18 protein-coding genes and 1 riboswitch are annotated in these 14,731 nt (G+C 61.6%); of the genes, 14 read left to right on the top strand and 4 right to left on the bottom strand.

All coding sequences use genetic code 11. The features are described from left to right. Window positions 1-374: 374 nt before the first annotated feature. The 4 genes from GY33_RS0112355 to GY33_RS0112335 all read right to left on the bottom strand — a co-directional run bounded on the left by GY33_RS0112355 (window position 375) and on the right by GY33_RS0112335 (window position 4,052). Entirely contained in the window at window positions 375-842 is a 468-nt protein-coding gene (locus GY33_RS0112355; RefSeq protein WP_152555186.1) for a hypothetical protein, read from the bottom strand. A gap of 593 nt (window positions 843-1,435) precedes the next feature. Next, a complete protein-coding gene (locus GY33_RS0112345) occupies window positions 1,436-1,870 on the bottom strand; it encodes an FKBP-type peptidyl-prolyl cis-trans isomerase (protein WP_031387630.1) in 435 nt (144 codons plus the stop codon). Between the two features lie 230 nt (window positions 1,871-2,100). Next, the gene (locus tag GY33_RS0112340) at window positions 2,101-2,436 is read right to left on the bottom strand and encodes a TraR/DksA family transcriptional regulator (protein WP_031387629.1); all 336 of its coding nucleotides are present in this window, start codon (window positions 2,434-2,436) and stop codon (window positions 2,101-2,103) included. Between the two features lie 8 nt (window positions 2,437-2,444). Next, entirely contained in the window at window positions 2,445-4,052 is a 1,608-nt protein-coding gene (locus GY33_RS0112335) for a peptide chain release factor 3 (RefSeq protein WP_031387628.1), read from the bottom strand. Between the two features lie 124 nt (window positions 4,053-4,176). Between GY33_RS0112335 and GY33_RS21060 the strand changes: the two genes are divergently transcribed. The 14 genes from GY33_RS21060 (at window position 4,177) to GY33_RS0112260 (ending at window position 14,727) form a co-directional block, all read left to right on the top strand. Then, window positions 4,177-4,389: a hypothetical protein gene (locus tag GY33_RS21060; protein WP_152555185.1), complete on the top strand. Its 213-nt coding sequence runs from the start codon at window positions 4,177-4,179 to the stop codon at window positions 4,387-4,389. Between the two features lie 211 nt (window positions 4,390-4,600). After that, complete coding sequence (locus tag GY33_RS0112325; protein ID WP_031387626.1) at window positions 4,601-4,834, top strand: antitoxin MazE family protein; 234 nt, start codon at window positions 4,601-4,603, stop codon at window positions 4,832-4,834. Further along, window positions 4,824-5,171 (top strand): type II toxin-antitoxin system PemK/MazF family toxin, encoded by a 348-nt coding sequence (locus tag GY33_RS0112320; RefSeq protein ID WP_031387625.1) that lies wholly within the window; start codon window positions 4,824-4,826, stop codon window positions 5,169-5,171. Before GY33_RS0112325 ends, GY33_RS0112320 begins: the two co-directional genes overlap by 11 nt. Before the next feature lie 123 nt (window positions 5,172-5,294). After that, window positions 5,295-6,380 (top strand): putative metalloprotease CJM1_0395 family protein, encoded by a 1,086-nt coding sequence (locus tag GY33_RS19900; protein WP_051822592.1) that lies wholly within the window; start codon window positions 5,295-5,297, stop codon window positions 6,378-6,380. A gap of 41 nt (window positions 6,381-6,421) precedes the next feature. Further along, window positions 6,422-6,648: riboswitch (cobalamin riboswitch) on the top strand. Window positions 6,649-6,780: 132 nt separating this feature from the next. Then, window positions 6,781-7,770, top strand: a complete 990-nt coding sequence (locus GY33_RS0112310; RefSeq protein WP_084185146.1) for a sirohydrochlorin cobaltochelatase — start codon at window positions 6,781-6,783, stop codon at window positions 7,768-7,770. Beyond that, a complete protein-coding gene (cbiM, locus tag GY33_RS0112305) occupies window positions 7,757-8,389 on the top strand; it encodes a cobalt transporter CbiM (RefSeq protein WP_035272077.1) in 633 nt (210 codons plus the stop codon). The genes GY33_RS0112310 and cbiM overlap by 14 nt, the downstream gene beginning before the upstream one ends. After that, on the top strand, window positions 8,383-9,027 hold the full coding sequence (locus GY33_RS21055) for a hypothetical protein (protein ID WP_031387621.1): 645 nt from the start codon (window positions 8,383-8,385) through the stop codon (window positions 9,025-9,027). Before cbiM ends, GY33_RS21055 begins: the two co-directional genes overlap by 7 nt. A gap of 8 nt (window positions 9,028-9,035) precedes the next feature. Continuing rightward, complete coding sequence (locus tag GY33_RS0112290; protein WP_051822590.1) at window positions 9,036-9,824, top strand: energy-coupling factor transporter transmembrane component T family protein; 789 nt, start codon at window positions 9,036-9,038, stop codon at window positions 9,822-9,824. Then, window positions 9,824-10,474, top strand: coding sequence for an energy-coupling factor ABC transporter ATP-binding protein (locus tag GY33_RS0112285; RefSeq protein WP_035272074.1), 651 nt, complete (start codon window positions 9,824-9,826; stop codon window positions 10,472-10,474). Before GY33_RS0112290 ends, GY33_RS0112285 begins: the two co-directional genes overlap by 1 nt. Before the next feature lie 301 nt (window positions 10,475-10,775). Next, window positions 10,776-11,900, top strand: a complete 1,125-nt coding sequence (locus GY33_RS0112280) for an iron ABC transporter substrate-binding protein (protein WP_051822589.1) — start codon at window positions 10,776-10,778, stop codon at window positions 11,898-11,900. A 2-nt stretch (window positions 11,901-11,902) separates the two neighbouring features. Beyond that, entirely contained in the window at window positions 11,903-12,976 is a 1,074-nt protein-coding gene (locus tag GY33_RS0112275; protein WP_031387617.1) for a FecCD family ABC transporter permease, read from the top strand. Further along, complete coding sequence (locus tag GY33_RS0112270; protein WP_031387616.1) at window positions 12,973-13,725, top strand: ABC transporter ATP-binding protein; 753 nt, start codon at window positions 12,973-12,975, stop codon at window positions 13,723-13,725. The genes GY33_RS0112275 and GY33_RS0112270 overlap by 4 nt, the downstream gene beginning before the upstream one ends. A 41-nt stretch (window positions 13,726-13,766) precedes the next feature. Beyond that, the gene (locus GY33_RS0112265; protein ID WP_031387615.1) at window positions 13,767-14,381 is read left to right on the top strand and encodes an FmdE family protein; all 615 of its coding nucleotides are present in this window, start codon (window positions 13,767-13,769) and stop codon (window positions 14,379-14,381) included. Next, complete coding sequence (locus GY33_RS0112260) at window positions 14,362-14,727, top strand: DUF4258 domain-containing protein (protein ID WP_051822588.1); 366 nt, start codon at window positions 14,362-14,364, stop codon at window positions 14,725-14,727. Before GY33_RS0112265 ends, GY33_RS0112260 begins: the two co-directional genes overlap by 20 nt. Window positions 14,728-14,731: the final 4 nt, after the last annotated feature.

Raw genomic sequence — 14,731 nt, 5'->3', positions numbered from 1 at the left:
AACCCCGAAAGTTGAGTTATATACCCCAGGGCAACGCCCTGGGACAACGATGGACAGCAGGAAGAGCCCTGTAAGGGCGACCTACCTCAACGAACGTAGAATTGTGTCATAAACGAGTAATGCTCTCGCCTTGAAGGTCCATGTCCACCGGGATCGGTACACGCACATCGGGAAGCCATCGTCAAATTCCGGTACTGGCTTCGGAAATCCTGATTTAACACCAAATGTTGAAGCCATTAAACTACATTGGGAATGGAAGCAATCGGGGTGATTCGGAACCTGTTGACACGTGGGGAATTGAACCGCCCGGTGAAACCGGACTCCTTTTTTGATTCAATCCAATATTCACCACCCACCACGGCCCATTCTTCCCATCACCCCGCGGCAGCGCCATCCCGCGTCGTCGTCTCCGGCGGCAATCCCGCGTCCACGTACTCCTGGAGCTTGGCGCAGGTCCGGCTCATCCGCAGGATTTCCTCGTTACTCGGCGGCTGTCGCGCATAGCCATCCACCGAACAAATCTCCTGGAACGCATCCAGGGCCAGCAGTTCCCCGGCCAGCTCATCAGTCAGCCTGGGGCCGGAATAGTTTTCACTCCGGGCTTCCATCCGTCGCAGCCCATCCACTAGGTCCCGGAACGTATGGTTGTCAGGAAGGTTTTTTCGGTACATCAGCAAGCCCATGATGTACTTTTCCATGGCCATGGCCAGCATGTTGTACAGTATCTCCGGGGTAAAGACCTCGGTGCGCTTCAGTCCTCCCAGGGCGGCCTTATGAAACTGGCGGCCCTCGGCGATGAAATCTCTCCAGAATTCGGTGGGGGTCAGTCGGGGAAGCATCATGGTTCTCCTTGCAGTCCGTTGAAAATATCCCAATTGCTGCGTCGCTGCAAAAAGTTCAAACTCTCACGTATCAATAAATACGCTTCGACCTTGAACTTTTCTTGCTCCTTGCACTTGGAATTTTTGAACGGACTGCCGATAAAGGACTTTTTCAACACAGCTATACTGCTTGAGGTTGAATATTTAAATGCTGGTGTTCCAAGAGGGCCATCGCTGTTTTTGGGCTAGCGTGGCATCATTTTATGCCGCCCTTTCAGGGCTACTATTGTTGGGGGCGTTTTACCCAGGGCGTTGCCCTGGGCTACGGTAGTTCGCCCTTTCAGGGCTTGTCTGAAGCCCCAACGGGGCGACATATTATAGCCCAGGGCAACGCCCTGGGTAGATATAGTTAAAACAAAAATAGCCCTGTAAGGGCGGCATAAAGACATCATCAGAAAATTTTTTTATTGTTTCACCCTAAACCAGTATAGCTGGTAGAGTATAGTGCGCTGCGGCATAAAAAAACGCCGCATCGAACACTGTCGATGCGGCGGCTGATCAACATCACGCCCAAAAAGGCGCGGGGATGCTGAATGTTGCAAAGTCGGTTCAACCTAGGCAACCTCAGCAACCTCGACCACTTCCAGGTCAAAGGTCAGATTCTCTCCGGCCAGAGGGTGGTTGGCGTCCAGGGTCATGGTGGTGTCCGTGAGTTCGGATATGGTGACCAAGGCGGTCTGCCCCTCCTGGTTGACCTGCAACTGCTGCCCCACCTCGGGCTGGATGGTATCCGGGAGTTGGGAGCGTTCCACGGAGAACAGCAGGTCGTCCTGACGAGGGCCGTAGGCGTCTTCCGCGGGGATGGTCACGGTCTTTTTGTCGCCCACTTGCATTCCGGTCACCGCGGCCTCGAAGCCGGGGATCAACTGTCCCTGGCCCAGGGTGAATTCCAGCGGCTCGCGATCCGCGGAGCTGTCGAAAACCTGCCCGCTGTCCAGGCGACCCGTGTAGTGCACCTTGACCTGATTGCCGGTTTGCGCCTGTGTCATAAAGCCTCCTCGGTTAGATAGTGGTAAAAAGTCGTTTGTCGGTTTGGATAGAATCACTGTAACTACTCAGCTCATCCGTGCGAAAGCGGACTGGATTCCCGCCTTCGCGGGAATGACTTGATTTTCCTTGGCATCTCCGAATCAGTCATACCCGCGAAGGCGGGTATCCAGCGTCGGAATAAGGCTTGACCCAGGATGTGCTGAATAGTTGCGAATCACTCAACTATCTGTCAATCCGCGCACCCAACACACAGCACGGCCTCGGGCATGGCCAGCAGTCTGGCCGGGGCGATGGGGTCGCCGCAGTCGGCGCAAAGGCCGAAATCCTCGTCGTTGATCCTGGACAAGGCCCGTTCCAGCCGCGCCAGGCGGCTCTTGGCCTTGCCCAGGGCGTTGACCGCGATGCTTTGGTTGGCCAGGGAATCCATCCGGGAAAGCCGCCCCACGGCCTGTTGATCCAGCTCCACGGTTTGCGCCCGTTCTTCCAGATCACCCATTTGGGCTTTCAAGTCGGCGATTTCCCGCAGCATCCGGGCTTCCAGGGCTTTCCTGCCTGCTTGATCCATGTGACCGGCTACCTGTGCTCCTTGATGGTTTGCAGCACGATGTCGTCGTAGGTCTCCAGCAGCCGCTCCAGCCGCCAGGGGTTGGACACGAGGTAGACCATGTCCCCGTCGATGTCCGTGGCGATGTCCCGGCCGTTGTCCGCGATGAACTTCTTGGCGTCCTTGCCGCCGGCGATCCACCGCGCCCCGGTGATGTCCACTGGCTCGTATCCGGCGTCCACGTTGTACTCGTCCTTGAGCCGGGCCATGGTGACCTCGAATTGCAGCGGCCCCACCGCGCCCAGCAGGTAGTCGTTGGCGCGCAGGGGTCGGAAGACCTGCACCGCGCCTTCCTCGCAGAGCTGCAAGAGCCCTTTTTCCAGTTGCTTGGCCCGCATCGGATCCTTGAGCCGGACCCGGCGGAAATGCTCCGGGGCGAAGCTGGGAATGCCGGTGAATTTCAACGGCTCCTTGAGGGAAAAGGTGTCCCCGATCTTGATGGTCCCGTGGTTGTGGACCCCGATGATGTCTCCGGGCCAGGCCTCTTCCACGCCGGTGCGGTCGTGGGCCATGAAGATCGTGGCATTGGCGATCTGGACGTCCTTGCCGATCCGGTGGTGCCGCACCCGCATGCCTTTCTCGAAATGGCCGGAAATGATCCTCAAAAAGGCGATCCGGTCCCGGTGGGCCGGGTCCATGTTCGCCTGGATCTTGAAGACCACCCCGGAAAAATCCGGCTCCAGCGGGGAAACGATCCGCGTTCCCGTGTTCCCGTTGGTCCCAGTTTCCGCCTCCCTGGGCTGCGGCGGGGGCGCCAGGGCCACGAAGGTGTCCAGGAGTTCCTGGACCCCGAAGTTGTTGATGGCGCTGCCGAAAAAAACCGGCGTCTGGCTGGCGGCCAGATAGCGCTCATGGTCAAAAGGGTGTCCGGCCCCGGCCAGCAGTTCCGCGTCCCCCCGCAAATCCCGGGCGTCCCGGCCCAGCAATTCGTCCAGTTGGGGATCGTCCAACCCCTTGACGTGGACCACGTCCGTGGGCCGGGTGGACTTCTGGCCGTCGGGCACGAAAAACCGCAGTTCGTCCCGGCGCAGGTCGTACACCCCCTTGAACCCCTTGCCCATGCCCACGGGCCAGGTCAGAGGCGCGCACTCGATGCCCAGGTTGGTCTCGATGTCGTCCAGGAGTTCGATAGGCTCCAGACCGTCCCGGTCCAGCTTGTTGACGAAGGTCATGATCGGCGTGTTGCGCATCCGGCAGACCTCCATCAGCTTTTTGGTCTGCACCTCCACGCCCTTGGCGCTGTCGATGACCATCAGCACGGAATCCACCGCCGTGAGCACGCGGTAGGTGTCCTCGGAAAAGTCCTGGTGGCCGGGGGTGTCCAGCAGGTTGATCTCATGGCCGTTGTAGTCGAACTTCATCACCGACGAGGACACGGAAATCCCCCGCTCCCGCTCCACGGCCATCCAATCCGAGGTGGCCCCCCGGGAGTTCTTCTTGGCCTTGACCGCTCCGGCCAGGTGAATTGCCCCTCCGAACAGGAGCAGTTTTTCCGTGAGCGTGGTTTTCCCGGCGTCCGGGTGGCTGATAATGGCGAACGTGCGTCGCCGGGCGACTTCTTTCTGGAGTTTGTTCATAGGACGGTGCTTGGAAGGACGGGAAAAGAACAAAAGAACCCCGCCACACATCGGCGAACTTTCGCCGGCGGCAGGGGTTATACAAAGGCAACGGGAATGAATTCAGGGAGTCACAAGAAGATCCATGGCTGGTGGAGAGGTCGCAGAGTGCGATATTTTTCGGACGCGGTCAAGCCGGACTGAAATCAACATTGGAGCCGCGGCAGACCTGAGGACCGGACGAGATAAAGATCGCACCTTCCCCACTATCATCCATATGCAGGGCAATTTTGCTCTCGAAGCACCGGTGCTCTGGATCGAAATCGAAATCGAAATCGTGATCGAAATCGATTTCTAGTAACATTCCGATTTCGATAGCGATTTCGATTTCGATTTCGATTTCGATGGGTGCCGCCCCTCCCTGGAGGTTCCCCTTGAACACCCTGCAATCTACCACTATGGAATTATTGTAATTCTACAGAGGACAAAAATGCCCTGCATCCATATTCGAAGTGCTTGACCCCGAAACCTCCCATAACTACGTTATCGAAAACAAGGAGGCCAACCACATGGAAACACAACGCTCCCCCCTCTCGGCCCGTGAAGCCATGAGAGGCTATCGCGCCCGGATGAAGGAACGTGGAATGCGGTCGATCCAGATATGGGTACCCGATACCCGGACCCAGGAGGTTGCCGACGAAATACGGCGTCAATCCTCTCTGGTCAGCCAAAGCCAGGAGGAATCCGAAGTGCTGGAATTCCTGGAGAACGTCTCTGCCTGGGATACCTCTGATGAGCGGTGACCACCCACTTGATGTCCGCCGGGGAGATTTGGTCATCGTCGCAATGACCGGAGATTATGGAAAAATCCGCCCAGCCCTGGTCGTCCAGCACGACCACGCCAATGTCGGCCACGCCAGCATAGTGGTTTGTCCGTTTTCCTCCAGCATCCAGGACGCCCCGCTGTTCCGCATCACGCTCAACCCCTCCGAAACCAACGGATTGAGCGTCGTATCTCAGATCATGGTGGATAAAATCTCCGCCATCAAACGGGAACGCATCCGCCGGGTCATAGGTCATGCCTCCGAAGAAACCATGCTCCAGGTCAACAGGGCCTTGGCGCTCTGGCTCGGCCTGTAAAAAACTTTACGCCCGCCCCTAAAGTATTCCGAAATCCCGCCGATAAAACAGGTGGCATAGCCAATCTTCGACCGCCATGGCTTTACTTATCCCAGAGCCTCAGCACCTCTCAGAGTCCCCTCTATGGACATCGCCGCATCACATCCCGCTTCCGCTCCCTCCTGGAGCAACTCGCTTTCCCTGGGCGGTTTCGCGAGCCACGACCATTCCCAGCACGGCGAGGACGGCTCCTGCCCGTTTTGCAATTCCTCCCGGCAACAGTACTCCGGGACCGGTCAAAACCTGAGCGAGCAGGCTTCCGGAGCCGCCGGCGTCGCGGCAGGTCTTGCCGGAGCGGTACAGGCTCCAAGCCCTCTTGCGCCGAGAGACGTGGTCAACCTCAGCCACCGCACGGACCAGGACGGCCAAAGACTCAAAGGCGACCAGGGCCAGTCCGTCGCTCTTGGCCTGGATATCGGTTACGGGCCGGACGCCAAGCCGGTCGCGGGCGGCGCCTTTGAAGAGCAGCACCACCGGGATTCGTTCACCAGGAAGGAAGGGCGAAGCGACGCAGTCCCGGACCAGGACGATGATCCCAAAGCGGCGCAAACCGTGGACAGGGACGACGGCGACAAGCAAAACGCAATCCTGGCGGTCCCCGACGAGTCGGAACTGTCGTCGGAGGACCGTCAGGTTCTGGAGCAGCTTCGGCAGCGCGACGCCGAGGTCCGGGCCCATGAGCAGGCCCATGTGGCCGCCGGAGGGCAATATGTCACCGCCGGAGCCAGCTACACCTACGAAACCGGACCGGACGGACGGCAATACGCCGTGGCCGGGGAAGTGAGCATCGATACCTCGCCAGTGCCCGGAAATCCGGAACAGACCGAACAAAAAGCCCAGACCATCCGCCGGGCCGCCCTGGCCCCGGCCAGCCCTTCGCCCCAAGACGTCAAGGTGGCGACCAGCGCGGCCCAGATGGAAGCCGAAGCCCGGATGGAACGCATCCAGAACGAGCAGGAAGAGCAGCAGACCGACGGCGACGAACACCAACCCGCGGGCCGTGCTCAAGACCAAGCCGCGTCCGACTATCCCGGATTCTTCAGCCGAACGCCGGACTTGACCGTTCCCACGCAATCGTTCCCGTTCGACCCCGCTCCTTCCAACCACGCCGCGTATATTCAGGCCTACCGCAAGCAACTGGCCTTGGCTGGCACAGTGAACCTGGCTTAACCACCCGCCAGCCTGTTTGACTCCCGCCCCCTTCCCGGATACGAGGTCCGAAACATGCTGGTTCTCCATTATGGAGACGAAGAGGGAATCCGGTGCGAGACCGGAGCGGACCCGCCGCTGTAACCCCAGCTCCCCCTATGTTTCGGGGAGAAGCGAAGCGTTCTTGAAGACGCCACTGTCCATGTTCGGCAACATCAGCCGAATCGGATGGGAAGGCGGAACGACTTCCTGGGGAAGCCAGAAGACCTACCGGCATCAGGCCCCAAGGCAACGGGTGTTTTGCCGCTTCAGGGGATGTCCCGCCAGAGCCCCGATATTCCCGGCCCGACGCGCCGACAACCCAGCCTCCCAAGCACGCCGAACACTCGTTTCCCGTCCCGTTCTTTTCCGGAGGGAATCGATGCAGACCGATACGCACTCACATGGCCGACACCGTCACGGCCTCGCCTTTGACCATCACGACCATCACTCCAAATGCGATCATGGTCATGAGCACGGTCACGACCACGATCATCATCATGGCCCCGAAGCTCCTCCCGGCCCCAAGCGTCCGGGCATTCTGCTGGTCGCCTTCGGGACCACGGTGGTCCCGGCCCGCCAAGCCTACGACCAGTTCGAAGCCCAGGTCCGCGCCCGGTATCCGGGCATTCCCCTGGCCTGGGGGTTCACCGCGCACAAGGTCCGGCGCAAGCTGGCCGACCTGGGACTGCCCCACGACTGCGTGGCCGTGGCCCTGAGCCGGATGCACGACCAGGGCGTGACTCACTTGACCGTCCAATCCTTGCACACCATTCCCGGCGTGGAATACTTCTGGACCCAAAATCTGGCCAAGGCCTACGAACACCCGCGCAAGGGATTCATCCAGGTCACCCTGGGCGCGCCCCTTCTGAACGACCAGGAGGATCTGCGCCGGGTCGCGGACTGTCTGCCGGGGTTCATTCCCCAAGAGCGCCGACCCGATGAAGCCGTGATCCTGGCCGGGCACGGCACCTACCACGACGGCCAGCAACGCTACCTGGACTTGCAGGCCCACATCCGGAATCGCGACCCGCTGCTGCACACGGCCCTGCTCATGGGCGAGCCGGGCCTTGCGGCCATTATCGCCCAGCTTCAGGAACAACGGGTTTCCACGGTCTGGCTGCTGCCCTTCATGGCCGTTTGCGGCCATCACGTCCTAAAGGACATGTTCGGAGACCGACCCACTTCCTGGAGCAACCGGCTGCGCACGGCCGGATTCGAGGTCCGGGAACACGCCGCCGGAACCATCGAATCTCCCTGCTTCCGGTCCATCTGGCTGGACCATCTGGACACGGCCATGGACAGCCTGGGGCTGACCGAACCAACCGCCGCCCAACCCAACCACGGAGGCGCCGACCATGCACATCACTGAAGGCGTTCTCTCCGCACCGGTCCTGGCTCTGGGCGCTGCCGTCACGATCCCCGGATTGTGGCTCGGCCTGCGCCGACTGGACGAGGATCGGCTGATCCTGGCCGCGGCCCTGGCCGCGGTCTTTTTCATCGCCTCCCTGATCCACGTTCCTCTGGGCCCCAGCAGCGTCCACCTGCTGCTCAACGGCCTGGCCGGACTGCTCCTGGGCTGGGTCGCCTTTCCGGTGATCTTCGTGGGGCTGCTGCTTCAGGCCCTGCTCTTTCAATTCGGCGGCCTGCTGGTCCTGGGCGTAAACACCACATCCGTGGCGTTGCCCGCCGTGCTCTGCGGCCTGATCCTGCGGCCCTGGCTGGCCCGGGGCGGCAAACCGGCCCTGTGTGCCGGACTGCTGGCGGGCGCGGGCGCGGTTCTGGGCACGGCCCTGTTGGCCGGAACGGCATTGGCCATGACCGACCAGGGCTTTCTGACCGCGGCCAAACTGGTGGTCCTGGCCCATCTGCCGGTGGCCGCCATTGAGGGCGCGATAACCCTGTTCGTGGTCGGCTTCCTGGGCCAGACCCGACCCGACCTGCTGACCTGCGCCCTGCCGCCCGTTACCGAAGGAGGACCGTCATGCTGAAACCCGTCCCACTCCGCCTTGGGCTTCTCGCCCTGCTGCTGGTTTGCGTCACGGCATCCTGGTGGACCGCCACGGCCCATGCCCACCGCCTGCTGATCATGGCCTGGGTCCAGGGAGACCGGCTGATGGTGGAGACCGCCTTCGGCACCGGCCAGATCGGCGCGAACATGGCCATCACCGTCCAGGACGCCGTCACCGGCGACGTGCTCCTTTCCGGCGCCACGGACGCCCAGGGGCTTTACGAAGCCGCCCTGCCCGCCACGGCCCTGGAACGCCGCGCCCCCCTGCTGATCCAGGCCACGGACGGAGCCGGCCACCTGGCCGAACAAACCATTGCGCCCGAGGAACTCCCCGCACTTGCCGCACCTTCAACGGCCTCACCCCCAGAGGTCACAGGCCTCCCATCCCTTCCAGATCACCCCATTGACCATGCCCAGCTTTCCCCGCTGATCCAGCAGGCCATCGCCGAAGCCGTGCGCCAGGAAATCGCCCCTCTGCGTCGGGAAATCCTGGCCCTGAGCCAACGCGGCCCGGGCATCCCGGAAATCGTCGGCGGCATCGGCTGGATCGTCGGGCTGGCCGGTCTGGGCGCGTTGCTGCTGCGCCGAAAAACGGGAACCAACACCCATCCCCGGTGACTGGCGAAATGCTCGACGAACCCCTCGGCCCCCAAGGCTCCCTGAGCCGAAACGCCGGCCCGTTGCACCAGGGCGTGAGCCCGCTGCACCAGATGGACGCCCGGATCAAGATCCTGACCTCCGCGGTCTGCCTGATCGCGATCTCAGCGGTCCAGGGTCACGGAGCCGGATTGGCGGCACTGCTCTTCGGGCTGGGGCTGACCCGTCTGGCCGGGCTGTCCCTGGGCCGCGTGGCCGTACGGCTGATCCCGGCCAACATCTTTTTTCTCGGTCTGGCCCTGGTCCTCGGCCTGACCTATCCCGGCCCGGCCCTTGCCGCCGTCTCCTGGCTCAGCCAGGACGGCCTGATCCTGGCCCTGCGGATCAGCCTCAAAGGCAACGCCCTGCTCCTGGTCTTCATCGCCCTGCTCTGCACTTCGTCCGTGCCCGCCTTGGCCCAGGCGATGCGCCGCCTGAGGCTGGGCCGCAAATTGTCGCTGCTCCTGGCGCTGACCTTTCGCCAGTTCTTCCTGGTGGCCGAGGAGTTTCAGCGCCTGCACCGGGCCGCCCTGGCCCGCGGCTTCGTCCCTCGGTGCTCCCGGCATACCTACCGGACCATTGCCGTCCTCTTCGGACAGACCTTGCTCCGGAGTCTGGCCCGGGCCGAACGGATCCACGGAGCCATGCTCCTGCGCGGCTTTAACGGGCGCTTTCGTACCCTGGACAACGGCTCCTGGACCGCGTCCCAAGCGGTCCTGGCATCCGCGCTCTGCATCCCTCCGGTGCTGATTACCTTGCACGACCGGTTGATCTGGTGATGACCCAAAAGACGACCCCGCCCCTGCTGGCCCTGCGGCAGGCCTTCGTGGCCCACGGCCCTTCGGCTCCACCAATTCTGGAAGACTTCCATCTTTCCCTGCACTCGGAAGAACGCGTCGGCCTGGTCGGCCCCGTGGGCAGCGGCAAAACCACCCTCCTGCTCACCCTGGTCGGCCTGATCCCGCTTCGCCAGGGCTCCCTGCTTTTCCAAGACCGCCCCGTGCGGACCAAAGCGGACCTCGCGGCCCTGCGCCGCGGCGTTGGTCTTGTTTTCCAAAACCCCGACGACCAGCTTTTTTCCCCCACTGTCCTGGAAGACGTGGCCTTCGGGCCGCTGAACCTGGGCCGCTCTTCGGCCGAGGCCAGGGCTGAATCCCTGGCCATCCTGGACCAACTGTACCTGTCCCACCTCGCCCATCGCCAGCCCCACACCTTGTCCGGAGGCCAAAAGCGCCTAGTCAGCCTGGCCACGGTCCTGGTCATGCAGCCCCAGATCCTGCTCCTGGACGAACCCACCAACGACCTGGACGCCCGTTCCCGGGACATGGTCCTCCACGCCCTGACCTCTTCTTCCCGAACCATGCTCATCGCCACCCACGACCAGGAACTGCTGCACACCCTGACCACTCGCCGCATCCTTCTCGGATAAATCCCCGCCAATCCTGAGCCGGGGCACGGACAAAAATCTCCTGGAAAGACGACCCATCGTAACACGAAGACCCCTTACGCGTGACACATGGTCGCTTTTTCTCATTTTTCATTGTCATTATTCTGAATATTGATATAATCGTATGACAGCGCCGACATGCTTTTTCATTGGGCGCATTGCTCAGAACCGCGGTCAGCATCCGGCAAAGCCTTTTCGGGCTTCTCCTGGAACCTGTCAGGTTCTAATCCCCGGCCCTTCCCGGCCCGCGCTGACCATATAACCCGCACAATCAGGAGAAGATATGCGCACCAAGTTTGCTTGGTTTGGCTCCCCGGCGGCCCTCATCGTGGCTGTCGTCTTATTTTCGACTTTGGCCCAGGCTCAAGACACCAGGACCATCACGGATGCCCTGGGTCGCGAGTCCGTCATTCCGGCCCAGGTGGACCGGGTGATTTGTTCCGGGTCCGGGTGTCTGCGCTTGCTGACCTATCTCCAAGCCCATGACCGGATCGTGGCAGTGGACAGCATTGAGGTCCACGGATCACCCATTGACGCCCGACCCTACGCCATCGCCAATCCGCAATTCAAGACCTACCCGATTTTCGGTGAATTCCGGGGCCAGGATAGTCCGGAGTTGATTGCCGGGCTGGATCCCCAGCCCCAGGTCATTTTCAAGACCTATGCCGCCCGCGACGGCGACCCGGAGCAGCTCCAGACCAAGACCGGCATTCCCGTGATCGCCCTGGAGTACGGCAACCTGACCTATGGTCGCAAAAAGCTGAATACTTCTCTTGAGTTGATCGGAGAAGTCATGGGAGTTCAGGAGCGTGCCGCGACGGTCATCGACTTTTTCGACGGCTTGGAGGCGGACCTGCTTGCCCGCACCGAGGATGTGCCCGAAGACCAGCGTCCGTCCACCTACATCGGTGGTCTGGGCCAGCGCGGGCCACACGGTTTTCAGTCCACGGAACCGTCCTTTGCCCCGTTTGCGTTCACCCGGTCCAACAATGTCGCCGCCTCGCTCTCAACCCCTGAACAGCGGGCATCCCATGCCACGGTTTCCAAGGAACAGATAGTGATCTGGGATCCGAAAATCATCTTCATCGACGCGGCCACCATGCGCCTGGACGCAGGAGTCAACGCCCTGGACCAACTCCGAACCGACCCAGCCTACCAAGCCCTGTCCGCAGTGCATGCCGGACGGATATACGGTCTGTTCCCCTACAACTCCTACACGCAAAACTTCGAATCCGTCTTCGCCAACGCGTATTACGTGGGCAAGGTGCTTTATCAGGACCGCTTCGCCGACGTTGACCCCATGGCCAAGGCCGAGGAGATCGCCATCTTCCTGAACGGCGGCCCGGCGTTTGAAGAGATGAACAGCCAGTTCCAGGGCCTGGCCTTTGGTCGGATCGACATCCGGTAATCATGAGCCATTTTGATCACGGCCAGATCCCGACGACCTACAGCGCGTACATCGGCCGCAAGATTCTGTTCCTGGTCTTCCTGGCCGGGCTGACCGGCATCCTGCTGATTCTGGCCGTCTCCCTCGGTGCGGTGCGCATCCCGGCCTGGGAAGTGGTTCTGGCCTTTTTCGGCCTGGGAGAGGATGCCCGGTACGAGATCATCGTCCGGAACATCCGCCTGCCCCATGCCCTGGCCGCGATCCTGGCCGGAGCCGGGCTGGCCGCGGCCGGGGCGGCCATGCAGTCCATCCTGCGCAATCCCCTGGGCTCGCCCTTCACTTTGGGCATTTCCCAGGCCGGGGCCTTTGGGGCGGCCTTCTCCGTGATGCTCCTGGGCTCCGGAACCATGCAGAGCACCCAGGTGGGCGCGGTGAGCATCATCAATCCCTACCTGACCACCTTATCCGCGTTCATCGCCTGCATGGCCGCCTCGCTGATCATCATCGCCATCGCCCGGCTGCGCGGGGCCAGTCCGGAGGTGATGGTCCTCAGCGGAGTGGCCCTGGGCTCGCTCTTTTCCGCGGGGACCATGTTTTTGCAGTATTTTGCAGACGACGTGCAATTGGCGGCCATGGTCTTTTGGACCTTCGGCGACGTGGGCCGGGCCGGGTGGCCGGAGGTGGGCTTCATGGCCGTGGTCGTGTCCGGTGCGGTGCTTTTTTTCATCCTCAACCGCTGGAACTACAACGCCATCGACGCCGGGGACGAGACGGCCAGGGGACTGGGCGTCCGGGTGGAGCTGGTCCGGATGGTCGGGATGCTCACGGCGTCCCTGGTCACCGCGGTGATCGTCTCCTTCCTGGGAATCATCGGCTTCGTCGGGCTGGTCTGCCCGCATATCGTCCGCCGGGTCATCGGCGACGACCACCGCTTCCTGCTTCCGGCCTCGGCCCTGACCGGTGCCTGCCTGCTCCTGGCCGCGGACATCACTGCCCGCATGCTGCTCGCCCCCCGGATGCTCCCGGTGTCCATCCTCACCGCCTTCCTGGGCGCGCCGACCTTCCTCTATTTGCTGATCCGGGGACGCAACCGATGATCCTGGACGTACAAAACATCCGCATCGGCTACAACGGCCGGATGGTTCTGCATGGTCTTGACTTCAGCGTGGACCAGGGTCAGGTTCTGACCATCCTGGGGCCCAACGGCGTGGGCAAAACCACTCTGCTGCGCTGCATCAACGCCATGCTCAAACCCAAAACCGGTGCCGTGATGGTGGAAAACGCCGACGTCTTCCGGATGCGCGCCGGGGACATCGCCAAGCGCCTGGGCTACGTGGCCCAACGAAACGAGGCCGGGCGGATGACCGCCTTTGACGCCGTACTCCTAGGCCGCAAGCCGCACCTGCGCTGGCGGACCTCCGAGGCGGACCTGCGCATGGTGGACGGGGCCTTGAAACAGCTCGGCCTGGATCACCTGGCCCTGCGGCATATCAACGAGATGAGCGGCGGAGAACTGCAAAAAGTCTGCATTGCCCGGGCCCTGGTCCAGGAACCCTCGGTGCTTCTGCTGGACGAACCCACCAGCAGCCTGGACCTCAAAAACCAACTGGAAATCCTGCGCACCATCCGCCATGTGGTCCACGAGCATAAACTGGCCGCGGTGATGACCATGCACGACCTGAACATGGCCTTCCGCTTCTCCGACGCCTTCGTGTTCATCAAGGAGGGCAAAGTCTTTTGCTGCGGCTGCAACACGGACCTGACCCCGGACATGGTTCACGAGGTCTACGGCGTCCAGGTGGACATCCTGCGGCATCAGGGGCAAACTGTGGTCGTGCCCCGGTAAGCGGACTCTACCTCCAACGACCCAAAAACAGGAAAACAAAAATGCCCAACTGCACCCTGACCCAGGAGCAAATCGACCGGGCCGTCTCTTTTCACGGCCATGAATGTCCGGGACTGTGGATCGGCCTGCGGGCCGCGGAGCTTTGCCTGCGGGAACTCGGGCACAACGACGAAAACCCGATCATCGCGGTGGTGGAAACGGACATGTGCGGGGTGGACGGAATCCAGGTACTCACCGGCTGCACCCTGGGCAAGGGCAACCTGATCCACAAGGATCTGGGCAAGACGGCCTTTTCCTTCTACCGGACCACGGATGAGAAGGCCCTGCGGGCCGTGTTCCACCGCGAGGCCATGGGGCCGGAAGGCAATGAACTGCGCGATCTGATGAAAAAAGTGTTTTCTGGCTCAGCCACGGAAGAGGAGCAGGCCCGAGCCAAGGCACTCAAGGCCAAGGCCCGTCAACGCGTCTTCGAAGCCCCGCTGGCCGACCTGTTCACCGTGGCCCAGCCGATAGTTCTCGCCCCCCGACCCGCCAAAATCCTGGACAGTCTGACCTGCGCGGCCTGCGGCGAATCCACCATGGAATCCCGCACCCGCCGCTTCGCTGGCGAAACCTACTGCATTCCCTGCTTTGCGGATGTGGAGCAAAAGGTGTAGATTTTTGACTGTTCTTCACGACACATCGGCGAACATACTCTCACGAATGCGAGAGAGTATCCGCTCTCGCGAATATCTCTTTACAAAACATGCTCTTACCCAAACGCTGCGGAGAAGAATATCCAACAGCGAAATTGAGCAAGCCATGTTGTCACATTCCGAGATGATCGAGTTTTATCCTGACGACAAGTACGGCCCAAGTGCATTGATTCTAGGATTTACTTACTCCGGACGTCCTCTCCATGTTCTCTGCGGCCATCTCGATCGAACCCTTCTGAAGATCATTACCGCCTATGAGCCAGACCCTGAACAGTGGATCGACAACCGGATCCGGACCAAACGATAAGAAC

The organism is Desulfonatronum thiodismutans (genome assembly GCF_000717475.1).
GTDB classification, from domain to species: Bacteria; Desulfobacterota; Desulfovibrionia; order Desulfovibrionales; family Desulfonatronaceae; genus Desulfonatronum; species Desulfonatronum thiodismutans.
Note: the sequence above shows the minus strand (reverse complement) of the source record. Positions and strands in the feature narration are given on the sequence as shown.

Coding starts and splice junctions, on each gene's coding strand:
- GY33_RS21060 (WP_152555185.1), top strand. CDS start 4,177: ATGGCTGGTGGAGAGGTCGCAGAGTGCGATATTTTTCGGACGCGGTCA.
- GY33_RS0112270 (WP_031387616.1), top strand. CDS start 12,973: ATGATCCTGGACGTACAAAACATCCGCATCGGCTACAACGGCCGGATG.
- GY33_RS0112260 (WP_051822588.1), top strand. CDS start 14,362: ATGTGGAGCAAAAGGTGTAGATTTTTGACTGTTCTTCACGACACATCG.
- cbiM (WP_035272077.1), top strand. CDS start 7,757: ATGCACATCACTGAAGGCGTTCTCTCCGCACCGGTCCTGGCTCTGGGC.
- GY33_RS0112325 (WP_031387626.1), top strand. CDS start 4,601: ATGGAAACACAACGCTCCCCCCTCTCGGCCCGTGAAGCCATGAGAGGC.
- GY33_RS0112355 (WP_152555186.1), bottom strand. CDS start 842: ATGATGCTTCCCCGACTGACCCCCACCGAATTCTGGAGAGATTTCATC.
- GY33_RS0112320 (WP_031387625.1), top strand. CDS start 4,824: ATGAGCGGTGACCACCCACTTGATGTCCGCCGGGGAGATTTGGTCATC.
- GY33_RS21055 (WP_031387621.1), top strand. CDS start 8,383: ATGCTGAAACCCGTCCCACTCCGCCTTGGGCTTCTCGCCCTGCTGCTG.
- GY33_RS0112310 (WP_084185146.1), top strand. CDS start 6,781: ATGCAGACCGATACGCACTCACATGGCCGACACCGTCACGGCCTCGCC.
- GY33_RS19900 (WP_051822592.1), top strand. CDS start 5,295: ATGGACATCGCCGCATCACATCCCGCTTCCGCTCCCTCCTGGAGCAAC.
- GY33_RS0112275 (WP_031387617.1), top strand. CDS start 11,903: ATGAGCCATTTTGATCACGGCCAGATCCCGACGACCTACAGCGCGTAC.
- GY33_RS0112335 (WP_031387628.1), bottom strand. CDS start 4,052: ATGAACAAACTCCAGAAAGAAGTCGCCCGGCGACGCACGTTCGCCATT.
- GY33_RS0112290 (WP_051822590.1), top strand. CDS start 9,036: ATGCTCGACGAACCCCTCGGCCCCCAAGGCTCCCTGAGCCGAAACGCC.
- GY33_RS0112280 (WP_051822589.1), top strand. CDS start 10,776: ATGCGCACCAAGTTTGCTTGGTTTGGCTCCCCGGCGGCCCTCATCGTG.
- GY33_RS0112285 (WP_035272074.1), top strand. CDS start 9,824: ATGACCCAAAAGACGACCCCGCCCCTGCTGGCCCTGCGGCAGGCCTTC.
- GY33_RS0112340 (WP_031387629.1), bottom strand. CDS start 2,436: ATGGATCAAGCAGGCAGGAAAGCCCTGGAAGCCCGGATGCTGCGGGAA.
- GY33_RS0112265 (WP_031387615.1), top strand. CDS start 13,767: ATGCCCAACTGCACCCTGACCCAGGAGCAAATCGACCGGGCCGTCTCT.
- GY33_RS0112345 (WP_031387630.1), bottom strand. CDS start 1,870: ATGACACAGGCGCAAACCGGCAATCAGGTCAAGGTGCACTACACGGGT.